General features: G+C 42.2%; 20 protein-coding genes. 4 read left to right on the top strand and 16 right to left on the bottom strand.

Annotated features, from left to right (window positions below):
• Positions 1–279: 279 nt before the first annotated feature.
• From Q0791_RS19455 to Q0791_RS19415, 9 genes are all read right to left on the bottom strand, one after another.
• On the bottom strand, positions 280–1,209 hold the full coding sequence (locus tag Q0791_RS19455; protein WP_299010043.1) for a 5'-nucleotidase, lipoprotein e(P4) family: 930 nt from the start codon (positions 1,207–1,209) through the stop codon (positions 280–282).
• A gap of 240 nt (positions 1,210–1,449) precedes the next feature.
• Positions 1,450–2,106, bottom strand: a complete 657-nt coding sequence (locus tag Q0791_RS19450) for a 3-oxoacid CoA-transferase subunit B (RefSeq protein ID WP_299010041.1) — start codon at positions 2,104–2,106, stop codon at positions 1,450–1,452.
• A 26-nt stretch (positions 2,107–2,132) separates the two neighbouring features.
• Positions 2,133–2,837 carry a CoA transferase subunit A gene (locus Q0791_RS19445; protein WP_299010039.1) on the bottom strand — a complete coding sequence of 235 codons (705 nt, stop codon included), beginning with the start codon at positions 2,835–2,837 and terminating at the stop codon, positions 2,133–2,135.
• Positions 2,838–2,998: 161 nt separating this feature from the next.
• Positions 2,999–3,907: a hydroxymethylglutaryl-CoA lyase gene (locus Q0791_RS19440; RefSeq protein ID WP_299010036.1), complete on the bottom strand. Its 909-nt coding sequence runs from the start codon at positions 3,905–3,907 to the stop codon at positions 2,999–3,001.
• 12 nt (positions 3,908–3,919) lie between these two features.
• Entirely contained in the window at positions 3,920–6,010 is a 2,091-nt protein-coding gene (locus tag Q0791_RS19435; protein ID WP_299010049.1) for an acetyl/propionyl/methylcrotonyl-CoA carboxylase subunit alpha, read from the bottom strand.
• Between the two features lies 1 nt (position 6,011).
• Positions 6,012–6,827 (bottom strand): enoyl-CoA hydratase-related protein, encoded by an 816-nt coding sequence (locus Q0791_RS19430; RefSeq protein ID WP_299010034.1) that lies wholly within the window; start codon positions 6,825–6,827, stop codon positions 6,012–6,014.
• Positions 6,828–6,869: 42 nt separating this feature from the next.
• Positions 6,870–8,477 (bottom strand): carboxyl transferase domain-containing protein, encoded by a 1,608-nt coding sequence (locus tag Q0791_RS19425; protein WP_299010031.1) that lies wholly within the window; start codon positions 8,475–8,477, stop codon positions 6,870–6,872.
• Positions 8,478–8,621: 144 nt separating this feature from the next.
• Entirely contained in the window at positions 8,622–9,791 is a 1,170-nt protein-coding gene (locus Q0791_RS19420) for an isovaleryl-CoA dehydrogenase (RefSeq protein WP_299010028.1), read from the bottom strand.
• A gap of 77 nt (positions 9,792–9,868) precedes the next feature.
• Complete coding sequence (locus tag Q0791_RS19415; protein WP_299010047.1) at positions 9,869–10,264, bottom strand: MerR family DNA-binding transcriptional regulator; 396 nt, start codon at positions 10,262–10,264, stop codon at positions 9,869–9,871.
• Positions 10,265–10,952: 688 nt separating this feature from the next.
• Here Q0791_RS19415 and gndA point away from each other — a divergent pair.
• Complete coding sequence (gndA, locus tag Q0791_RS19410; RefSeq protein WP_299010026.1) at positions 10,953–12,500, top strand: NADP-dependent phosphogluconate dehydrogenase; 1,548 nt, start codon at positions 10,953–10,955, stop codon at positions 12,498–12,500.
• Between the two features lie 132 nt (positions 12,501–12,632).
• Here gndA and Q0791_RS19405 read toward each other — a convergent pair whose 3' ends face one another.
• The 5 genes from Q0791_RS19405 to nagK form a co-directional block, all read right to left on the bottom strand.
• Positions 12,633–13,469, bottom strand: a complete 837-nt coding sequence (locus tag Q0791_RS19405) for a methyltransferase domain-containing protein (protein ID WP_299010024.1) — start codon at positions 13,467–13,469, stop codon at positions 12,633–12,635.
• Positions 13,470–13,707: 238 nt separating this feature from the next.
• A complete protein-coding gene (locus Q0791_RS19400) occupies positions 13,708–15,006 on the bottom strand; it encodes a sugar MFS transporter (RefSeq protein WP_299010022.1) in 1,299 nt (432 codons plus the stop codon).
• Between the two features lie 3 nt (positions 15,007–15,009).
• Positions 15,010–16,152, bottom strand: a complete 1,143-nt coding sequence (gene nagA, locus Q0791_RS19395) for an N-acetylglucosamine-6-phosphate deacetylase (protein ID WP_299010045.1) — start codon at positions 16,150–16,152, stop codon at positions 15,010–15,012.
• Entirely contained in the window at positions 16,152–17,150 is a 999-nt protein-coding gene (nagB-II, locus tag Q0791_RS19390) for a glucosamine-6-phosphate deaminase NagB-II (RefSeq protein WP_299010020.1), read from the bottom strand. The genes nagA and nagB-II overlap by 1 nt, the downstream gene beginning before the upstream one ends.
• Positions 17,147–18,058: an N-acetylglucosamine kinase gene (gene nagK / locus Q0791_RS19385; RefSeq protein ID WP_299010018.1), complete on the bottom strand. Its 912-nt coding sequence runs from the start codon at positions 18,056–18,058 to the stop codon at positions 17,147–17,149. Before nagK ends, nagB-II begins: the two co-directional genes overlap by 4 nt.
• Before the next feature lie 481 nt (positions 18,059–18,539).
• Here nagK and Q0791_RS19380 point away from each other — a divergent pair, with 481 nt between their 5' ends.
• Positions 18,540–19,511 carry a YdcF family protein gene (locus Q0791_RS19380; protein WP_299010015.1) on the top strand — a complete coding sequence of 324 codons (972 nt, stop codon included), beginning with the start codon at positions 18,540–18,542 and terminating at the stop codon, positions 19,509–19,511.
• Positions 19,512–19,539: 28 nt separating this feature from the next.
• Here the strand turns inward: Q0791_RS19380 and Q0791_RS19375 are convergent, their stop codons facing one another.
• The gene (locus tag Q0791_RS19375) at positions 19,540–20,169 is read right to left on the bottom strand and encodes a 3'-5' exonuclease (protein WP_299010012.1); all 630 of its coding nucleotides are present in this window, start codon (positions 20,167–20,169) and stop codon (positions 19,540–19,542) included.
• Between the two features lie 447 nt (positions 20,170–20,616).
• On the opposite strand from Q0791_RS19375, the gene Q0791_RS19370 reads away from it, so the two are divergent.
• Both Q0791_RS19370 and Q0791_RS19365 read left to right on the top strand, forming a co-directional pair.
• Positions 20,617–21,255, top strand: coding sequence for a helix-turn-helix domain-containing protein (locus tag Q0791_RS19370; protein ID WP_299010009.1), 639 nt, complete (start codon positions 20,617–20,619; stop codon positions 21,253–21,255).
• Positions 21,256–21,570: 315 nt separating this feature from the next.
• The gene (locus Q0791_RS19365; protein ID WP_299010006.1) at positions 21,571–22,923 is read left to right on the top strand and encodes an outer membrane beta-barrel protein; all 1,353 of its coding nucleotides are present in this window, start codon (positions 21,571–21,573) and stop codon (positions 22,921–22,923) included.
• Positions 22,924–22,967: 44 nt separating this feature from the next.
• On the opposite strand, the gene Q0791_RS19360 is transcribed toward Q0791_RS19365, so the two are convergent.
• On the bottom strand, positions 22,968–23,497 hold a 530-nt coding region (locus tag Q0791_RS19360; protein ID WP_299010003.1), incomplete at its 5' end, for a MerR family DNA-binding protein.

The raw sequence follows: 23,497 nt of genomic DNA, 5'->3' as shown, positions 1-23,497 counted from the left end.
AGAACCCGTATATAAGTTCGCATTTACTCATTTTACTGAACAAAAAGGTTGATTACTCACGGGAGTCCATATAAGAGGCATCGATGTCGAACTGGCTCTTAAACATGGAAGTTGGTATAAATATCCATGAAAGGTAAAGGTTCAACAAAAGCGAACCACATAATGAAAATGGACTTTTAAGTAAAAGTCCATTTTTTTCAGATGAGGGGATGATTTTCTTTAACGGTTGAGTACTGCTTAATTAAAAGGTGACAATGAGTTGTCATTCAAACAACTCAGCTATTTTCCGTTCCAAGCCGACTTAGTCGCCGCCTCGATAAAGCGTTGTCTGTTTTCCGGTGTGTCTTTAGGCTCAGATTCGCCAAATATGGCGCGGATCCAGTGTCCGTCTGTGGGGTTGGGCATGAGAATAAATTTGCTGCCAAATAAGGCCTTATCTTGTTCCATTAGGCGAGCACGCTCATCCACATTTTGGCTGTAATATTTACGCTGAAAGTCATTGAGATTATCGCCAAGCAAGGCCACTACATCATAATCTTCCATGATTTTCTGTTGTGCAGGTTCTTTGTTGGAAGCATCACGTTGCATGATGAGATGTTTTTTATCCACAAAGGGGAAGCCTAAGTGCGTGAGATTGCCCGCGGCGTATTGCCAAGTTTTCTCCCCTTGATCGCGATTACTGACATAAAAGACATCAACGCCTTTTGACTGACAATATGTCACAAAATCTAACGCACCTGGCGTGGCGGTATAAAGGTTTTTGGGCACCCATTCATCCCAAATGGGATCGTCAAAAAAGGCGTGATTATGGGCAATCATATAACCCCAATAGTTGCTGGCATTGAGCAAGGTATCGTCTAAGTCTGAAATAACCGCCAAAGGTTTGTCACCGGCTTGGTGTTTGGCAAGGGCGAGATCCACTTGCATTTTAGCCATATTAAAAGCTTGGTAATACAGGGCCTTATATTCTGCTGCGGTTTGCTTCCAAGCAACGGCTGAAATGAGCAGGTTATCATTATGTTGCTGGAACTTATCGATCATCTTTTTCGATGTCGTATTGGTGTTGTTCATGCTGTTGCTAATATTGTTGTTAGTATTATTAAAAGTGCCGCTGGATTGCGCGGAGGCGGGGAGTGCGACGGGCATCATAAGGGTGCTTGTGAGTAATGCGCTCAATAATGACGGCATGCGCTGTGTTGTTTTTTTCATAACTAGGTGAAAGCCAAGTGAACTTTTGAGCTTATCCTGTCGTAGCTCACTTTAAGGTGCAATACATAGCAATAAATTAAGCTTGTTTTATGGAGGAATAGGCAGAAATGTATTAATGAGTGTGAAAAAAAAGGATAGATTTTACATCTAAATTGTTGCCCATATCCTTTACATTTTGAGATTAAAAGACAGGGGCAACTGTCATGGTCTATTGGTTTTAGCTGCTGATGCAAGAAGGCGTTAGAGGATCATCTCGGGAACATGTTCAGGCACGACTAATTCGCCAGCGGTTTTTTGTTTAATTTCATCTATGGAGACACCCGGTGCGCGCTCTACAAGATGAAAAGCACCGTCTTTAATATCCATTAAGGCTAAATCAGTTAATACGTGTTTTATACAGCCAAAACCCGTTAAAGGCAGTTCGCATTTAGGCAATAATTTTGAGTTGCCTTTTTTATCGGCGTGCATCATAGTCACGATAATATTTTCCGCGCCTGCGACTAAATCCATGGCGCCGCCCATGCCTTTAATAAGTTTACCTGGGATCATCCAAGAGGCAATAGAGCCTTGCACATCCACTTCAAAAGCGCCCAATACCGTTAAATCGACATGACCACCACGGATCATGGCAAAACTCTCGGCAGATGAGAAAAAAGAGGCCCCTTTAACGGCAGTCACGGTTTGCTTACCCGCATTAATTAAATCTGCATCTAAGGTATCTTCAGTAGGAAAAGCCCCCATGCCAAGCAAGCCGTTTTCAGATTGCAACATGACATGAATGTCATCAGGAATATAATTGGCCACTAAGGTGGGAATGCCTATTCCTAAGTTAACATAGAAGCCATCTTTGAGCTCTTGAGACACACGTTGTGCCATTTGTTCTCTGGTTAATGCCATAATAAATTGATTCCTATAAAGATAACTTAAGCAGATGCTTGTACGGTACGTTGCTCGATGCGTTTTTCAAATGTACCTTGAATAACTCGGTTCACATAGATCCCTGGTGTGTGAATATGATCGGGATCTAGCTCTCCAGGTTCTACGATATGCTCAACTTCAACCACAGTGATTTTGCCCGCCGTTGCCATCATAGGGTTAAAATTGGCGGCGGTTTTGCGAAACACTAAATTGCCCATGGTATCGGCCTTCCAAGCGCGAATTAATGCAAAGTCGGCGGTGAGAGAGGGCTCAAGCACATAATGGTGGCCGTTGATTTCTCGCGTTTCTTTGTTCTCGGCAATGGGAGTACCATAGCCTGTTGCAGTGAAAAAGGCGGGAATACCTGCGCCACCGGCGCGAATTTTTTCGGCTAATGTGCCTTGAGGGGTGAGAATCACATTTAACTCTCCCGATAACATTTGCTGTTCAAAGGTGGCATTTTCACCCACATAAGAAGCGATCATGGTATCAATTTGTCTGTGTTTGAGCAGTAGTCCTAAGCCGAAGTCATCGACCCCTGCATTGTTGGAAATGGCTGTTAATCCTTTGGTGTTCATTGTCACCATTTGATTGATGAGACCTTCGGGGATCCCACATAGGCCAAAACCACCCACCATGATGGTCATGTTATCGCTCAAACCTGCCATTGCGTCTTCATAGCTGGTTACCACTTTATTGAGTCCCGCCATTTTTATTCTCTCTTTGTTGTGAGGGTGAGATTTATGGTTATTATTGATGCCGCTTTTTCGCTCTCATGATGAGTGACAATAGATATTCAATTTGCGACTATCATTATAGATTAATAGCATTTTTTGACGTCAAGATCACGGTTAACCGTATTTTATTACCTCTATTTCGCGAGCATGGCTTTGGCGACTTTTGAACCATTTTCGCGGCCTAAGGCGGCGCTTATTTGTTGGCCTGCTTGGGCCAATTTCATCAGATCTATGCCTGTGTCAATGCCCATTCCATGAAGCATATACACTAGATCTTCTGTGGCTACATTACCCGCAGCCCCTTTGGCGTAAGGGCAGCCGCCAAGGCCTGCCACTGAGGTATCGATGACACTCACGCCAGTTTCTAAACAGGCCAAAATATTGGCGAGTGCTTGGCCATAAGTATCATGAAAATGTAAGGCTAATTGATTAATGGGTACCACTTGACTCACCGCGTCAACCATAGCCTTGGCTTGCATCGGTGTGCCAACGCCTATCGTGTCTCCCAAGGAGATTTCATAGCAGCCCATTTGATAGAGTTTTTCTGCGACATTCACCACATTATTCAGTGGAATATCACCCTCATAAGGGCAGCCCAGCACACAAGAAACATAGCCTCGAATGGGAATATTATGTTCCATCGCTTGCTTGATTACAGGTTCAAAACGGGCGAGAGAGTCTGCGATGGAGCAATTAATATTGCGCTGACTAAAGCTTTCAGACGCAGAGCCAAAGATGGCCACTTCATCCACTTTGGCCTGCAATGCGCGTTCAAAACCTTGTATATTGGGCGTTAAGCCACTGTATGTGACATGGGGGTGACGGGTTATGCTGGCCATCACATTCAATGAGTCAGCCATTTGCGGGACCCATTTGGGGGAGACAAAACTGGCGGCTTCAATACGCGTGAGTCCGGCTTGAGCTAGCTGCTCAATCAAAGTGACTTTATTCTGAGTACTGACGGATTGCTCGTTTTGTAATCCATCTCGCGGGCCGACTTCAAAAATACTGACTTTTTTGGAAAGCTGGGATTGCACTGTCATGGTTGTTTTCCTTTAAGCTTGAGAGCTGGCTTTAACATCAACCAGTTGGACGCCATCACTAACCAGCTCACCGGGCTTAAAATAAAATTCACTGACGATGCCATCAAAGGGGGCTTCAATGGTGTATTCCATTTTCATGGCTTCCATGACTAATAAGCCTTGTCCGGCTGTAACCCTATCACCTTGATTGACTAAGTGGGTGACCACAGTGCCATTCATGGGAGCATTGAGTTTATCGAATACATTATCATCCTCCTCAAGCTGTTGGGTTTGAATCGCGCGATAATGAAAAGATTGCCCGTTCATGAAGAGGGTGAAGTCATCGTCAACCTGACTCACTAATACACGCATTTGTTGAGTCGTCTGTAAGGGATTCGTTTGCAAGTGCTGTGAGTGAACACTCTTGTTATCATCAGCGGTTTGTTGAGTATCAAAGCTGATTTCAAGGTTAAGGGTGTGATCCGTTAACTGTCCCGATAAGCGATATTGTCCCTGCTTTGTTTGCCATAGATACACGCAAGGGGAAGTTGCACTGCTTAACTGTGTTTCAAGCAAGGTTAAGCTTTGTACTTGATGATTATCATCTAACAAGTTGACATGATGGGTTTTATTTTGATTGAGCCTAAAGCCTGAGCTGAGCCCCCAAGGAGAGTGAGCATCGCACTGTGGATTGCTATTGACTTGTTTGCGATAGCACACCTGATACAGTCCGGCTAAGGCCAATGGCAGTAGCGGATCACTTTGAGCGGGAGTAAATAGGGTTTCATTATAGCGCTCAATAAAGTCGGTACTGAAATTGGCATCCATAAAGGCATAGTGTGTGGCGATGCGGGCTAAAAAAGGAATGTTGTGAGTTAGGCCGCCAATATGGTAATCCCTTAAAGCGCCCTGTAGACGGCGTAATGCATGCGGGCGATCTTTATCATAAACTATCAATTTGGCTATCATAGGATCATAAAACGTACTGATCTCATCTTTTTCGCGAATACCCGAATCAATTCTGACATGGGGGCTTGCCGTTGGCTCTTTTAAAAAGCTTAAGGTGCCACTGGCAGGCAAAAAGTCATTATTGGGATCTTCGGCGTAAATGCGCGCCTCAAAAGCATGACCAGTAATGCTGACTTGCTCTTGCTTAAGCGGAAGCGAATGACCCGCTGCAATATCGAGTTGCCATTGCACTAAATCTAGCCCGGTTACCATTTCAGTGACGGGATGTTCGACTTGTAGACGCGTATTCATTTCCATGAAGTAAAAACGATTATCGGTATCAAGTAAAAATTCGATGGTGCCCGCGCCGCGATAATGAATGGCTTTGGCTGCAGCAACGGCTGCGTTCCCCATTTTTTGGCGAAGGGTATCGCTTAATCCCGGGGCTGGGGCTTCTTCAATGACTTTTTGGTGTCGACGCTGAATAGAGCAATCTCTGTCAGACAGGTAAATACAGTCGCCTTGGCTGTCTGCAAAGACTTGTACTTCAACATGGCGAGGCTGACGTAAATAACGTTCCAGTAATAATTTATCATTGCCAAATGCCGTGCTGGCTTCACGTCTTGCTGAATGAATGGCTTCAAGCAGATCGGCTTCTCTCTCAACAATACGCATGCCTTTACCGCCGCCACCAAAAGCCGCTTTAATGAGCAAGGGGTATCCCATCGCATTGGCTTCAAAGATGAGCTTGTCATCGTCTTGTTCATCGCCATGGTAACCGGGGACTAAGGGCACATTGGCTTTTTCCATAATGGCTTTGGCCGCGCTTTTACTGCCCATGGCATGGATGGCATCACTGCTTGGGCCAACAAAATGAATATGGGCCTGTTCGCATTGACGTGCAAAATCGGCATTTTCAGACAAGAAGCCGTAGCCGGGGTGAATGGCATCAATATCGTGATCTTTGGCGATATCGATGATCAAATCGCCTTTTAAATAGGACTCACTCGGTGCGCTGGCGCCTAAATAAAAGGCGTGATCGGCCATCGCCACATGCTTGGCGTGTTTGTCGGCATCAGAATAGACTGCATAAGTTGTTATGCCCATTTTCTGGGCGGTATGTATGATTCGACAGGCGATTTCGCCGCGATTCGCAATCAGTAATTTGGTGATCATATTAGGGGTTTCCTTGTGGATCTGTGCCCACTTTCCAGTCTGGTGTTCGTTTATCGAAAAACGCATTCAGTCCTTCTTGACCTTCTTTGGAGACGCGAATACGGGCAATGCGTTCACTGGTATAATCGTGAGTGGCTTGATTAATCTTCCCATCTTCAAGGTGTTTGACTAAGGTCTTGACCCATGCCATCGCCTGTGGACTGTTGTTTTTCAGTGCCGTCATAATGGGCACAGCAGCTAAGTCTAAACTGTCATTGACTTCGTGGATCACCTGCAACTTTTGCGCTGTGTCACTGCTAAAGACTTCTGCTGTTAACATGTAACGTCTTGCGTTTCTTGCTCCCATGGCACGGATCACATAAGGGCTGATCACGGCGGGAATGAGTCCCAATTTGACTTCACTGAGACAAAAGCGTGTTCCACTGGTTGCAATAGCGACATCGCAGCAACATATGAGGCCAAGGGCGCCACCAAAAACGGCCCCTTGCACTAAGGCTAATGTGGGTTTAGGAAAGTCATCGAGCATTGACATGAGCTCAGCCAGTTGCTTGGCATCATTGAGGTTTTGCTCAAAGTTCATGTTGGCTTGTTGACGCATCCAACCTAAGTCAGCTCCAGCACTGAAGTTTTTGCCTTTGGCTTTTAACATTAGCAATTGACAATCTTGAGCGTTGCTTAAGTAATGAAGCGCTTGTAGCATCTCTGCGATCATCGCATTATTAAAGGCATTATGTTTTTCTACGCGGTCAAGAATGAGCTCACCCACTCCTTGATGAACACGGCATTGGATAAAATTAAACTCGGGTATTGTACTCATGATGTTCTCTTAATTCATTGATCAGTCCATAAGGGGCATGGTTTACATACGAAATACACCAAAGCGCGTGTCTTGAATGGGGGCGTTGAGCGCGGCTGATAATGCCAGTCCAACAACATCACGGGTTTGCGCCGGATCGATAATACCGTCATCCCAAAGTCGTGCACTGGCATGGTAGGGATGACCTTCTTTATCATATTGCTCAATAATTGGTGCTTTAAAGCTTTGCTCTTCTTCGCTTGACCAATCAATGCCTTTGCGGGCTAAACCATCTCGGCGAACGGTGGCTAATACACCTGCAGCTTGTTCGCCGCCCATGACCGAGATGCGAGCATTGGGCCACATCCACATCATGGTAGGATCAAATGCGCGGCCACACATACCATAATTACCCGCGCCATAACTGCCGCCGACAATTACAGTAAATTTGGGCACATTGGCGCATGAAACTGCCGTAACCATTTTGGCGCCATGTTTGGCAATGCCTTCATGCTCGTATTTTTTGCCAACCATAAAACCAGTAATGTTTTGTAAAAATAATAATGGGATTTTTCTCTGACAACAAAGCTCAATAAAATGCGCGCCTTTTTGAGCGGATTCGGAGAATAGAATGCCATTATTGGCCACAATACCTATGGGGTAACCATGAAGATGAGCAAAACCACACACTAAAGTATTACCATAGTTGGCTTTAAATTCATCAAAATCGGAATCATCCACGATGCGGGCAATGACCTCTTTGATGTCAAAGGGCTTTTTAAGATCGGTGCCAACAATACCGTATAATTCATGCGCGTCATAGCGAGGTGGGCGCGTGGGTTTTAATTGACTTGTGATGGGTTTATTGCGGTTTAAACGAGAGACGCTTTGACGAGCAAGGCTTAACGCATGCTCATCATTTTGTGCTAGATGATCGGCGACACCGGATATTTTAGTGTGCACCTCGGCGCCGCCCAGTTCCTCTGCTGAGACTGCTTCGCCTGTGGCGGCTTTAACAAGGGGCGGACCGGCAAGAAAAATAGTGCCTTGCTCTTTAACAATGATAGATTCGTCTGCCATGGCGGGCACATAAGCGCCTCCAGCGGTACATAATCCCATGACGACGGCAATTTGTGGGATCCCTTTGGATGACATTTGGGCTTGGTTGTAAAAAATACGGCCAAAATGATCCCTATCGGGAAAGACTTCGTCCTGCCTAGGTAAGTTTGCGCCGCCAGAGTCGACGAGATAAAGGCAGGGCAGTTGACAGCGCTCGGCAATTTCTTGGGCGCGAATGTGCTTTTTGACGGTAATAGGATAATAGGTTCCGCCTTTAACCGTCGCATCGTTAACGATGATCATGCACTCAATACCACTGACACGTCCAATTCCTGCAATGATCCCAGCAGCGGGGACTGATTCGCCATACATATTAAAGGCGGCAAATTGTGACAACTCTAAAAAGGGGGAGCTGGGATCCAGTAATTTTTCAAGGCGCTGACGGGGCAAAAGTTTGCCTCTGGATAGGTGACGTTCAAGGGCTGCGGGGCCACCCCCTTGTTCTATTTCGGCCAATTTGTGTTGTAGATCTTGCACTAGCGCAAGCATATCATCATATTTGGCTTTAAACTCATCGCTGCGAGTGTTAATGCGGCTGCTGATCTGCGTCACGGTTTACATCCTTTTAGTACTAGGAGCCGATAAGTGAAAACTCATTAAGCTCGATAAAAATGATATCCAATCATAAGTGTATTGGGTAATTGGATGTCTTGAGGGCGACGAAACAATGGGTTGGCGCGCTCTGACTGAAGCGTATTATTTCGATTCGCTGAAAAGCTCACGTCCAATGAGCATACGTCTGATTTCAGAGGTACCAGCGCCAATTTCATATAATTTCGCGTCACGAAGTAAGCGGCCAGTGGCATATTCATTAACATAGCCATTACCACCTAAAAGTTGAATCGCATCCAGCGCCATTTTAGTGGCAAATTCTGCGGCGTATAAAATGGCACCTGCGGCATCTTTACGAGTGGCTTCGCCGCGATCGCAAGCACGAGCAACATTATAAACATAGGATTTAGCGGCGTTCATGCCTGTGTACATATCTGCCAATTTCCCTTGAACTAATTGAAATTCACCGATAGATTTGCCAAATTGCTCACGTTCATGAATATAAGGAACCACAATATCCATACAGGCTGTCATGATCCCAAGTGGGCCACCGGAGAGCACAACACGTTCGAAATCAAGGCCACTCATCAGCACCTTAGCGCCATTATTCACACCGCCTAATATATTTTCTTCTGGCACTTCACAATCAACAAATACCAGCTCACAAGTATTAGAGCCTCGCATTCCCAGTTTGTCGAGTTTTTGGGCTTGAGTGAAGCCTTTATAGCCTCGTTCGACGATAAATGCGGTTATTCCATGGGCGCCTTTATTCAAATCGGTTTTAGCGTAAATGACATAAGTATTGGCATCAGGCCCATTGGTGATCCACATTTTATTACCGTTGAGAATATAACGGTCACCTTCTTTACGGGCGTGCAGCTTCATTGAGACTACGTCTGAGCCGGCATTAGGTTCACTCATCGCCAGAGCGCCTATGTGTTCACCGCTGACGAGTTTAGGTAAATACTTTTCTTTCTGAGCGTTATTACCATTGCGGTTTATCTGGTTGACACATAAATTTGAATGAGCGCCATAACTTAGCCCAATTGAGGCTGAAGCACGAGACACTTCTTCCATTGCGACGACATGAGCCAAATACCCCATATTGGCGCCACCAAATGATTCGGGGACAGTGATTCCAAGTAATCCCATTTCGCCTAGCACAGGCCAAAGGGCATTGGGAAAGGCATTATCAACATCGGTTTTTTCAGCGATGGGGGCAATTTCGTTTGCCGCGAAGCTTTGAACGGCATCGCGTAACATGTCAACCTCTTCGCCGAGACCGAAATTTAATGTAGAGTAAAGTTGGCTCATACCTGTGTTATCCTGATGATGTATTTATTATTATGTACTCTTGTTTGATTCGTTGAATTTATTTAATTCAATAGCGATTATTTTTGTTGTTCTAAGGCCGCTCGGCATTGCTGTTCTGCTGAATTAAGTTCCATTAATACCACTTTGATATCATCCATTTGTTGCTGAAGTGCACGTTTTTTTTCTTCGACGAGACTGAGCATAGTGTGCAATTGAGTCGTGCTATTCTTATCGGCATCGTAAAGTTCAAACAATCGACGTGTTTCAGCGAGAGAAAAACCTAAACGTTTGCCTCTTAAAATCAGTTTTAATCTGACTTTATCTTTTAAATTGTAGATGCGTGTTTGTCCGCGTCGTTTAGGTTTGAGTAAGCCTTGATCTTCATAAAAACGAATACTGCGCGTCGTGATATCAAACTCTTTTGATAAATCACTGATTGAATAAGTCATGGATGACGGTTGATTATTGGCCATACTTAATGCCTTAGGGATCACGTAAATTTCAAGATATATGAAGTTTACGTAAAGGTAAAGCTTGAGGCAACTTTTATCAGTATTCATGAATGTAAAGCCCCCTTGCCAGAGGGCTGACCAATGCTAGGTTCGTGATTGTTTATAAAGTAAAATGAAACTTGTTATTTTAATGTTTTGTATATTGAAATGTTGCTTTATATATTTGTTGTTAAAGTACTTTGTGTTTTGTTTATATTGTTTTCTTTATCGTACTAAGGTAGCAGGAAATGTTCGCTTTTACGCCTAGCTTAAGTATATACTTTGGGGAAAATAGCTGATTTGGGTCTGTTGATCTTTGCTGATTATTTCTGCTGCAGTTTGTCGCTTCTTTATACAAGGCAGAGCTTATGCAGTGTAGTCATTCTTGGCTTGGGTTCAAACGTCGCTCTACCTTCCCCATCCTTGGGGTCGTCCGTAAATAAGCGATAACGCCGTAAAAAGGAGCGACAAGCGCTGTCCGTAGGATCAGGCTAAACGTGTTTTACTCTTTGTTGAGAGCCTCTTTGTTAAAGAAGCAGGGCTTAGAATGACTAGGCGTCATCCCTCTCGCCGCGATTAAAACACGTTTATCTGAACATAATTTAATCATGAAAGGTCAACAGACCCTAATCGTTGAGATTTTTATTACGATCGTTGGGATCAAATACACATGAAGATGCAAACCGAGTTTTATGATATTGGCGTTATTGGCTTAGGGGTAATGGGAAAGAATTTAGCATTGAACATTGCAGACAATCACTATCGAGTGTCTGCTTTTGATCTTGATGCTTTAAAAGTGACAGGATTGATTAAACAAGCTCAAAAGGAAGTGGAACCAAATAGGCCCTTAGGTGTTAAAGGCTGTGATAACGTGTCCGAAATGTTAGCAGAACTTGAAAAACCTCGAATTGTGGTGTTATCTGTCCCTGCGGGCGGGCCAGTCGATGGTGTGTGTCAAGTGCTGATAGAGGCGGGTATTGAACAGGATGATATCGTGATTGATACCGGTAACAGTTTATGGACTGATACCATAGAGCGTGAGAAAAAATACCGCCACCAATTTACTTTTTTCAGTTGTGCCGTGTCGGGTGGAGAAGTCGGGGCACGTTTTGGGCCTTCTTTAATGCCCAGTGGCGATGAAAAAGCATGGCTTCGTATTCAACCCATTTGGGAAGCCATTGCGGCAAAAGTGGACGGAAAAACAGGCTTACCTATAGAGCGAACACAACCTGGGCAAACGGTCACAGAAGGCGAAGCTTGTACTAGCTATATTGGGCCTGCGGGATCGGGGCATTACGTTAAAATGGTGCATAATGGTATTGAATATGCTGATATGCAGCTTATTTGCGAGGCGTATCATTTACTGAGCCAAGGATTAGGATTAACGGCCATTGAGATTTCTGCTATTTTTGAACGTTGGAATCAAGGCAGTTTGAACAGTTACTTGATGGAGATCAGTGCCGATATTTTAAAGCAAGCGGATCCTGTCACCTCAAGACCACTCGTTGAGCTTATTTTAGATAAAGCGGGTCAAAAAGGAACGGGTTTATGGACGGCGGTGAGCAGTTTACAAATTGGTTGTCCTGCTCCAACGATTGCAGAAGCGGTTTATGCGCGAGCATTAAGTACTCAAAAATCTCAAAGGGTGAAGCTAAGTACATTGTTAGCGGGTCCCAATACAGACAACAAAGGACTGATCGATGACACTAAGGCTGAAGTGTTTATTGAGCAACTCGAAAATGCTCTGTATTGCGCTAAGGTATCGAGTTATGCTCAGGGCTTCCAATTGATGGCCATGATGGGTAAAGAGCAAGAGTGGCAACTTGATTTTGCACAAATCGCAAAAATTTGGCGTGCAGGATGTATCATTCGTGCAACATTTTTACAGTCGATCACTCAAGCCTATCAAGATGCCAATGAAAGTGAATTAGAAAATTTATTGATGGCGGATACTTTTAGCAGTGCGTTATCTGAAAAGCAAAATGATTGGCGTCAAGCTGTGTCACAAGCTGTGCTAAATGGCATTCCTGCACCTTGTATTAGCTCAGCACTGGCTTATTATGACAGTTATCGAAGTGCTGTTGTTCCTGCAAATTTACTGCAAGCACAACGGGATTTCTTTGGCGCTCATACCTTTGAAAGGATTGATGCGCCTTTAGGTGAAAAGTACCACTTGAATTGGAGTTCTGCAGAAAGAAAGTTACATAAAGTCAATTGAGCAATTTGTTGGTATATCGCTGTGTATCTTTAAGTTGCAAGGCGATAAGTGAGTCTTTATGAGATTATTGATACCTAAGTTATGCAGAATGGCTTAGGTATTTTTATTTATTCATATTTTTTACCCTTTCCATTATTTTTTAGCGGTGATATGCACGCTGTGAATTTTTCCTTTAACGCCTGTCAGCATATGGTTAAATAAGGCTTCACCCACTCCTTGTTTAACTTGTGTGGCTTCGATATCCAGTACTGATAGCATTTCTTCTTGACTGTAAGTTTTAAATCCGATTATTTCTATATCTTGAAACCCTACATTTTGCATGATAGATAAATAATGTTCGAGTTGTGTTGCACCAGATACACAAGTTGCATAGAGTGCTGCTTGATTAATGATCCAATTTGGTATTGTGTCGTCAATGACCATATCAGAAAAAGCAATGCTGCCACCGGGTTTAAGTACTCTAAAGGTTTCAGACATGACTTGCTTTTTGTTTGAAGATAAATTGATGACACAATTAGAGATAACATTGTCAATACTGTTAGTTGGACAGGGAATAGACTCGATATGGGCGTTGATGAGTTCAATATTGTTAAAGGGCGATGCCTTAATGTGTTTATCGGCAATATCTAACATTTCTTGAGTAATATCAATGCCAATAACATGGCCGAAGGGGCCAACTTTTTCTGCAGCTAACATTAAGTCTAATCCTGTTCCACAACCTAAATCTAATACTCTGTTACCTAAACGAATATTGGCGATGTCAACGGGGTTTCCACAGGAGAAATTATACTCTAATACTTGTTCATTGACTCTTGCTAATCCCTCTAATGTATATCCTGCGAGCTCAATCACGGACTTGTTATTAGTTGCCATGATTTGTTCACCCGAAACATATTGATCTTTACCCTTGACGGCATTTGCGTAGGCCTGTCGAATCAATGCTTTTTTATCTTTCTCAATAGAAGGCATATAAACCTCTTTATGGATGGCTATGAAAAGATAGTAGAGAACAAAGTTCAATGGAGACTGTATCAGCTATCATTTTCGGCTGTTACAGTAATTGTAAATATTACAAATTTAAACAGAGTATGATTTTTGGCTTATTTTAGGGTGAGGTATTCGTTTTTTGGGCTCGATCAAAGCATATTTCCCCCTCTTTGGTCTAATACGAGTATGAGCCTTAAGCGTAAGAAGGGTAAGTGAAGCATTATTTTTTTAAGTGGTAACCTTTAATCGCATAAAATACGATATATAAATAACAGGGGATTAAAATTACATATGCATTTTGCATCCCTAGAGACGTTTCTGATAAATAGCCCCACAATACAGGTAAAATTGCGCCACCTGCAATGCCCATCACTAATAAACCGGATGCAGTACTGGTTAGATTGCCTAATCCCGATAATGCCAATGGCCAAACTGCTGGCCAAACGATAGCATTGGCAAAGCCCAATAAGGCAATTAAATACAGGGTATCGGGTAGCGCTGGAAAGTCGCCAATATGGGCGATATGAGTGTCAACCCAATAGGACTCTGGGCTGGAAACGATTATGCCAATACTGAGAATGACCCCTAATACAGCGGAGAGGGTTAAGGCTTGCTCTTGAGATAAGAGCCTAGGAATGGAGGCTATGCCACACAAATAACCTAATACCATAAATGCCATAGTATAAGCTGTCATTACAGAGTAATTTGGCAGATGTAATGACAATGCAAAGGTGCCAACTGTGTCTGCGGCAATGACTTCAACGCCCACATAAAGAAAAATGGCGAGGACGCCTAAGCGGAGATGTGGATAACGAAGGCATTCAATGATGGAATGCCAATCCATATTGGCTTTAGGGGTCTCTTTTTGAATGGTTGGCAAAGGAAGTATGAACATAATACAGGCTAGAATGAGTAAAATGAAGGCCATGCTAAGGTAAGGTGTAATGAGGTGCTCTATCATATTGCTGATATCTAGTGGAGTCAGCGTGATGTGTGTCGTGTCTTTAAATTCGCTTAGAATTAAAGCCGTAAAGACAATTGGCGCTAAAATACCGGCACTTTTACTTAAAATGCCCATAATAGAGACTCTTACCGCGGCAGATTTTTCATCACCGAGTTGAATGACGTAAGGGTTGACAGCAGTTTGTAATAAGGTTTGACCCATTCCCATGATTAATTGAGCAATTAAAAATAAACTGAAAAGTTGCATTCTTGCTGCGGGCACAAACAAGATTGCTCCCAACGCCATTATAGCGAGACCTGCACTCATTCCCTTCTTGTACCCTATTTTCCCAATGAGGAGGGCTGAAGGAATGGCGCTGAAAGTGACAGCAATATAAAAAGAGAAAATAATCAGAGTGGCTTCAAATGCGGATAACTGAATAACTTGTTTCAAGTAGGGCATTAAAGAGCCATTGAGCCAAGTGGTAAAGCCTAAAATAAAGAATAATCCAGCAACGACACTCATTGGGAACCAAAAATGGCTGGCTTTGGAGATTGTTTTTTGAGGCTTTACCATAATCTATGACCTTAAAGATGAGTAAACGTTATTGCCTGCTATCCAGTTAGCCATCACGGTTAAGCTTTGCTTATCAAGTAACACCATATTCGCTTGATAGCCAGGTTTTAATTGACCAAGATGGTTTAAACCGATAAATTGAGCTGGATAAGTGCTGGCCATGCGAAGCGCTTTTGCTAAAGGAGACTTCAGTCGCTGGTGGACATTACGAACGGCTGAAGCCATGTCTAAAACGGAGCCCGCCAGCTCGCCAGTTTCGGATCGCAATTGTCCATTGCTTAAGGTGACTTTCTTTCCACTGAGGTTGAACTGCTTTTCTGTTGAGCCAACAGGGGACATGGCATCGGTGATGAGAAAGAGTTTACCTTCGGGCTTTAATTTTAACGCTAAATGGCATAATTGCTCGTGAACATGTTGCCCATCAACGATTAAACTCGCAAACACATCATCATTCATTAAGGCGGCGCCCAGTAAACCAGGCTCTCTTGCCTTGAGGGCTGACATGGCATTAAATAAGTGTGTGGCGCCTGTTACCCCTGCATTGAAATATTGCTGAGCGGTATTAAAATGGCAGTTTGAATGACCTAAAGCTAAAGTGACGCCTGCGGCTTTAAGTTCACTGACTTGCGCGAGAGAAACAGACTCAGGGGCCAAAGTCACCAAGACTTTGCCAAGATCTTGGCGTGTATAAAGGGCCATGTCTTTTTCGTTGAGTGGACGAATGAAATCAGCGTTATGGGCGCCTTTTTTATCAATTGATAAGTGTGGCCCTTCAAAGTGAACGCCTACAATACCGAGTAATTTTTGTTTTATGGCTTGTGAGATGGCATTTGCCCCTTGCTCCATGATCGCAATGCGGTCAGAAATTAATGTTGGTAACATTGAGGTGGTGCCAAAGGTTTGATGACTTAGGCTCATTTGTTTTAAACAGGCTAAAGTGGGATCTTGAGTAAATAATGCTCCTCCTCCTCCATTGACTTGTAAATCAATATAACCTGGTACTAAGAGTCCTTGGTATACCTTATCGTTTGCGGGGGAGATATCGTCAATTTGTGTAATGATCCCCTGCTCAATTGATAGGGTCTTATTGTAATGGAATACGTCGCCGTCGAAAAAGTGAGACACGCTAATAGAGTTAATCACAATTATAATGTCCTAGTGACTTTTCGTAAGCCTTTCGGGGAGTCAGGATCAAAGCCTAATTTTATCGCTGCTTTAGCAATATCCAAATAAAATCGTTGCATGAGTAACAAGGGGGATAATCTTGGATGAACATCTGTGTTTAAAGGCGATAAATGCAGGATTTTTGTATTCTTTTCTTCTAATTCTTTTATTCGAACTTGATGGACACTCAGGCTTTCATCTTGTACACACACATCGAGTAGTGCGACATCGTGTTGAATAATTGCGATGGGCCCATGCAAAAATTCAGCGCTGCTGAAGGCTTCAGCATGAATACTACACACTTCTTTTAACTTCAGTGCCATCTCTTTGGCGATGGCAAAGCCAAATCCTCTCCCTAAAATGACTAAGCTAAAGATGTTTTTTAAGTCGGATGATTTTAGTTGTGGTTTTTGTGAATTTATTTTATTTAAGGCTTTTGGCAGTTTGCTGAGCTCTCGAAGTAAGAAGCTATTTTGTGTCCAGTGTGCGGTGAGCTGAATTAAAGCGGTTAGCGTACATAAGTAACTTTTTGTTGCTGCGACAGCAATTTCTTTATCGGCTCGAATGGGAAGCACCTCATCGACTAATGTCGCTATGGGGGACGTTTCATCATTGATAATCGCAATGGTATAGGCACCATGAGAGCGAGCCATTCTGATTTGGGTTAAAATATCTGGACTTCGACCTGATTGAGAAATGACGATCACAACGGCTTTTTTAAATTGCATTTTTTTAAGGTAAATACTGGATACTGATGGTGAGGAAGGGCTTACGGGAACACCCGCTTCAATTTCAATTAAATATTTACCAAAGACACCTGCATGATCGGAAGAACCACGGCCAATAAAAACAACAACGCTGGGATCAAATTCTCTTAGTTTTTCGCCAATACGCGTGACTATGGGTAAGTTCAAATTTAACTGTTTTTCAATCAGCTCAGGTGTTTGCTTCGTTTCTTGTTCCATTATACAAGCACTCATAAGGTATCCTTAAAGGTCTGTGTAAAAGGCGATTGCGTTTGTTGTCTAGCCCAAAGAATGGCTCCCATTTCACAGGAGGCTTTAGCGTCTCGCATATTGGCTAAGATGAAGGGGCTTAGCCAAGGCAGATACCCTTGAGTCAGTCCGCCGACGAAGGCTAAAGGTTGTTGTTCTTGCTGAATGAGCTTTTTGGCTAATTGATTAATGTAATTAGCTCCTGTTTCGATAATTTGGACTGCTGTGGGATCACCTTGGTTACCACAATCAAAAACAAGGGGGGCGATCGAGGCAAAAATAGCGGAAGAAGCTTCAGAGATTGCTTCACTGAGTTCGATAGCATTGTTTACATTAAATTGTGTGAGGAGTTGATCCTGTAATAAGGTTTTTTCAGTGATGCCATCCATTGCATTTAAAGTATGGGAAATGGCTTGTAACCCTAACCAAGCTCCACTGCCTTTATCCCCATGGGGAAAGCCATATCCACCCAATTCAATCTTGTTTCCTTGATAGATTGAGAAGCCACAGCTTCCGGTGCCAAGAATAATCACAGCGCCATCTTGTCCCTGATGTGCTCCCATGCAAGCAATGTGAAGATCGGTTGTCAAGTGGCATGTTAAGAAAGGATGGGGCCAGTCTAATACTTGTTGATAATAATGAGGTAAGTTAACTCCAGCAAGACCAATGCCAGCGGTGATTTCTCCTAAGGAAAGCTGCTTGATGTTCGCCTGGTACAGGGCTTGTGAAGCCGCTTGCTCAATGGCACTGATGGCTTGTTGAAAGCCAAATCTAGGATTTGCAGGTCCAGATAACCCTTCTCCTAAAATAGTATTATTTTGGTCAACCAATATGGCCTTACATTTACTGCCGCCGCCATCAATACCCATGAAATAGGAGGAAGGGTGCATCATGAAAGTACCTCAATTAATGCATGAAGGCTCGATTGGTGTAGGCTAATATTACATTATTAGATCGCCGTAAAAAGAGCCGTAAAAAGATAAACTTTCCATGAGTATGGAAGAAAACAAATACGGGGACAAGGTGTGTAGGCATGAATTGTTGGCGTGGCTTAACGAAATGAGCGAATGGCGTGGCCGAGTATTGGCTGAAGAATATTTCTATTATATTGTTTTATAACTTATTTATTGATTTTATCGTTATCGACTTTACAGGGGATGTAACGGGTTTTGTTATTTATTTTTTCATTTCTTTTCATTGCTTTAATTTGTTTTGCTCAATGTCATTTTATTCATTATTTTTTATGTTCTAATAACCGTATAAAATGCTATTGGGCTCAGGTCGTAGATTGACTGAGATTGAGTAGAGCACAAATAAAAAGAGAGTGATTTTTTGATACAGTTAACGATTTTTAAGGGCCAAAGATGTTGTCGAGTGTTGTTACTTTTAGTGGGACTAGTATCGACTCAAAGCATGGCCGTATTGAATACGCAGCATGAGACAGAAGCAATGTTATTGGCCGATGTGTTACAAGGTTTTAAACAAGGAGAGGAAAAACAAAGCCAAAGTAAACTTAATGCCTTGATCCAATCTTCGTCCAACCCATTGAATTTACTTCGGCAGGGTTTGACTATGGGGGGAATGTTTGACAATTATGACATGATATTTGATTTTGCCGATAGAATATTAGTCCGTGATCCTAATGATATACAGGCATTGTATTTAAAAGCCTTATACAGTTATGCATTAATGCGCCCCGATTATGCTCAATGGCGAGATAAATTAACATCCCTACAACCCGCTGCGGCAGAAGTGTTAGAAAAGATTATTGTTAATGTTGATAATGTTTGGAAGCAGGATGTCAATGATGATCTTGCTCATGTTAAGCCAAGCTCAATTGGGATTATTGCTTTAGGTTCCCCTGCTAATGCTGACGGTAGTCCTAAACCAAGGTTGCTCAATACGTTAAAGCGAACCTTGATCTTATCAAGGAATTATCCTCAAGCCAGTATTTTTGTGACTGGCGCTGCTGTGCAAACCCGTATGCCTGAATCTGTTGCGATGAAACAGTGGTTAGTTAAGCAAGGCGTGAGCCCAAGTCGCATCATTATAGAAGATAAAGCACAAGATACGATGGGCAATGCCAGCAATTTACTGCCTATTATTAAGCGCAAACATATTAATCAACTGTTATTAGTGACAGTCTCCTACCATATGAGACGTTCTTCATTGATTTTTAATGAAATTTTACAAGATAAAATTGAAGGTTATCGTTTATTAAAGGTGTCGGCCGAAAGTGATTTAACGGGTAAAGCCTTATCGAAAAGGCTGGAGGTTGAAAAAGTATCAAGTTATCGAGATCTCAGTCGTGCTATTGGCTTATACCATAAGGAAGGTTTTAATTAGCAATTAAGTGAAAAACTTCAGGAATTTTTTAAGCGATTTCAGCCTCAAGGTGATCTGCCGTACACATAAATAATTTATCCATTATGGCCAATAACACTTTTGCCTGATGTTGAGCATCGTGAAGTGCATGGTGTTTTGTGCCTTTAAAGGGCAGTTGGTGTTGAGGATCATAACCAAATAACATTTTTGAAAGCCAACTTATAGTGACGAGTGATTGATTTTCATATTCAAATATAGGTGGCACTAAGCCTGCTTGTTGGTATGCTTGAGATAAAATGGCATTATCAAATTCTGTGTTATTTCCCATAAGCTGAACAATACTATTTGCTGGAAATTGTTGGTTAATGTAATGAGCGAGATCTTCTAAGGCACCTTTTAAAGGACGACGAGGCAAATTTGGCGCAAATATTTCTTTCCAAGCCGCAGGATTGTTAATACGCTGTCGTTGCCAAAAGTAATGGCTACTTTCATCTGTGGTGCGATGGCTTTGAAGTTCTGTTTGGCAGCGAATATAGCATTCATCAACAATTTTTGATGTGACAACATTGACAATAACGCATCCAATAGTGGCTATGACGGCATTTTCTTTTTTACCTAAGGTTTTAATATTAATTAAAGCAACGAGTGGTGATAGTTTGAAAGAATTTAATATTTTCATTTTTGTCGTCCTTGGCCTGCTTGTTGTTATAGGTGCGGGGCAAGGTGCCCCGACTCCCTAGTGATACCAAAAGAATTGGTATGAAAGTGAAACACCAATTGAGTCAACGGCGTTTCACTTTAAACCCGCTTATGGGCTTTTCAACACTCTCCTTGTGGATCCCTTAAAGTGAGTTCATTTCCACATTAAAATTTAGTATAATAAATTTGTTATTCTAAATTTAGACTGTAAAATAGCATAAATTCGCTTTAAGAAGCAAAAAGTTTTTTATACTAAATTTGTAATAAATGGTCTTTTTGAAAAAACAAAAAGAATGATTATTCTTTTTGTTTTATATAAATAATTGATTTTAATTGATATTTATTTTAAGTAACTGAAAAGATATGAATGGCTTAATATGACTTTTAATTTTTTAAGTGCCATTTGTGCATAATTATGGGAAATGTCATGCAAGCATTAGGAAAAAGAGTAAAACAAAAACGTATTCAATTGGGTTATCAAGCGAAATATGTAGCGAAAGCAGTCGGGTTGAGTCCGGGAGGTTTGTCTTTGTTCGAAAATGGCCATACTTCAGGTGTCGACTTTGTCACTGGAGTCAAATTAGCTAAATTATTGCAATTAAGCCCTGAAGCTTTGGCTTTTGGCTATGAATGTAACATTCCGTCCACGCGTAATGATACGCTTGCCATTATTGGTTGTCAGCATTCTGGTCCAGATCATCAATGGTTAGCCTTGGCAGTAGAAGATAGGCCATTGACAACTGAAGTGGTTGATCTTCAGTTTGGGCATAATTCAACCTATTATGGATTGAAAATTACCGAAAATACAGGCCGCTATTTAGAAGGAGAGGTCGCGATATTGAATGCTGATCCTCAGCAAGTTTTGGTGTCGGGTAATGATGTATTTGTGGTTTATCAGACACATTGCCAATTGATGCACTTTTTATATGAAAGAGCTGGCAAGGTGCATTTAATTGGTTTTGAAAAAGAGAGTCACTTATTGGTTGTTAATCGCAATGAATGCCAATACCTGCATTCTGTGACGGCAATCGTGGGGAGCGATCTAGTCAGAAAAAGATCTATATGACAGGAATAAAATACGCTTAGGATGTTTGACGAAAAAATGATTAGTATTTATATCGGCTAGCATCTCTGTAATGTATTGTGCGCGAGCTTGTCCTTGCTTTGAAAGGTTGGGATTTTAAACTTGTCTTATTTATTCAGGAGCTGTGTCGATTTAATGAAAAGGGAGCCGCTGAGTAATTTTGCTCAGTGAATAATAGATATTTCTCAAACCTGCACTATATTTATTTTGTGTTTTACTTACTTGTTCAGAGCACCCTTGTTCAAGGCGCTAGGTAAAACGATGGATGTTGATAATAAATATATAGGGATGAATGAAATGAAAAAATGCATAGCTGTTGCTTTGGTTTTACCGTGTTCTCTCATGTGCCATTCGTTATATGCTGAAGAGGTCCATGAACATGGGCCTAAAGCTCCCCCACCTCTACCACCTCATTTTGAGCCTAATGGATTTTATGTGACGGCATCAGCGGGTACCAGTTATTTAGAGCCCCAACGGAGTATTGCTGATGAATTCTATAATGGCGTGGGTATTGTCACCTATGATTGGGGATTTAATGCTGGAGTGAGCTTAGGAAAGCAAGTGGGGCCATGGCGCTTTGAAGTACAGATGACATATTTATACAATGATATTGATAAAGTGTTTGATATTAAGCAAGGCAATTATCAAGAAGGAGTGTGGTACGGATTTAATGTATTGCGTGACTTCCCTCTTAGTAAACATTGGATCCCTTATGCAGGATTTGGCCTTGGGGGGATCACCATGAACAATAATTTTGGTGATTACAGTTTAAAGGGAACTAACGATATTGAGCATAATGAACCCGGCTCTGATTCTGCTTTTGCGTATCAAGCAACAGTCGGAATCGCTTATCAACCCATTCCTGAGATGCGCTTGTTAGCAGAAGTGAGGCATATTGGTTCAACTCAAATGACAAACTGGACACGAACTAGTAGCGATAATCTTGAGAGTTATTATGAATTCACTTTATTTAATTTAGGCATGACGTATTATTTTGATGGGATCCCTAAGCATAAGCCTACTCCACCGCCGCCGCCAGCAAATCAAGCACTATTTTATATGAGTTTATCTGGAGGGGCGAATTATTTACACGATCAAATATCAACACCAAAAGATGGGGTTGTGGGTGTAAAAACCACATTTGATATGGGCTATAATGTTGGAGCTAGCCTAGGGGTCAAATACAATAATTGGCGCACTGAGTTACAGTTTACTTATTTAAGTGATGAAATGGATAGAGTCGATGATATTACTCAAGGTGATAAAGTTTCAGGAAATTGGTATGGTGTGAATCTGTTACATGACTTTCCTACGGGAAGCGCTTGGATCCCATATGGAGGGCTAGGTGTGGGCGTGATCGACATGGAGACCAGATATAATGACAGTATTTACTTGATGACCTCAGCTTCTACATCTGAAATGGTCACTATGAGTAATGAAACGGATACGGCAGTCGCTTATCAAGGAATAGTGGGGGTTGGTTTCCAAGCCAGTGAGAGTATGCGAATATTTGCTGAATACCGTCATTTACGCGCACCTGAAATGAAATCATCTATGCTAACGACGACAGAGGGTTATGAATATGACCTGAAGACAGCTTATCAAAATAATTTATTTAATATTGGTATGAGTTATACCTTTGGTATGTAATGTTTTAGAATTGTTTTCATAAAGCAAGAAGAGCCAACCTCAAGTTAGGTTGGTTTTTTCGTTTTTTGAAGCTGATCAGTGGCTGAAATCTCTTGACTCAGTCCTGTGAGTATCGCGCAGTTAGCTTGTTCGCCGCCTTCGCAATCATGGATAAGATGCTTGAGCTGTTGTTCCAGTATTTGTAATTGTCTGATTTTATCGCTAATCGTCGTCAAATGTTGTTTCGCGAGTACTTTAACATCTTCAGCATGGCGAGATTGATTCATTTTTAAATCAAGTAATGCACGGCAATCATCGAGAGTAAAGCCTAATGAGCGGCAATGATGAATAAAAGACAGTGCTTCTACATGCGAAGGGGCATATTCTCGATAACCATTGGCACCTCGTTGTCCTTTTACCAGACCGATATCGTGATAATACCGAATACTTTTAATTGACAAGCCTGTGGCTTTAGCGACATGACCTATTTTCATGATGATTTTTTCTCCTTGGTAACGTGAAGTATCACGGGTACTGAGGGATCCCCACTTTTCTGGCTCATAAACAATGAATACTGATTGTGAAGTGAGCCAAG

This window comes from uncultured Shewanella sp., assembly GCF_947495455.1.
Lineage (GTDB): Bacteria > Pseudomonadota > Gammaproteobacteria > Enterobacterales > Shewanellaceae > Shewanella.
This window is presented reverse-complemented; position numbering and strand designations above follow the sequence as displayed.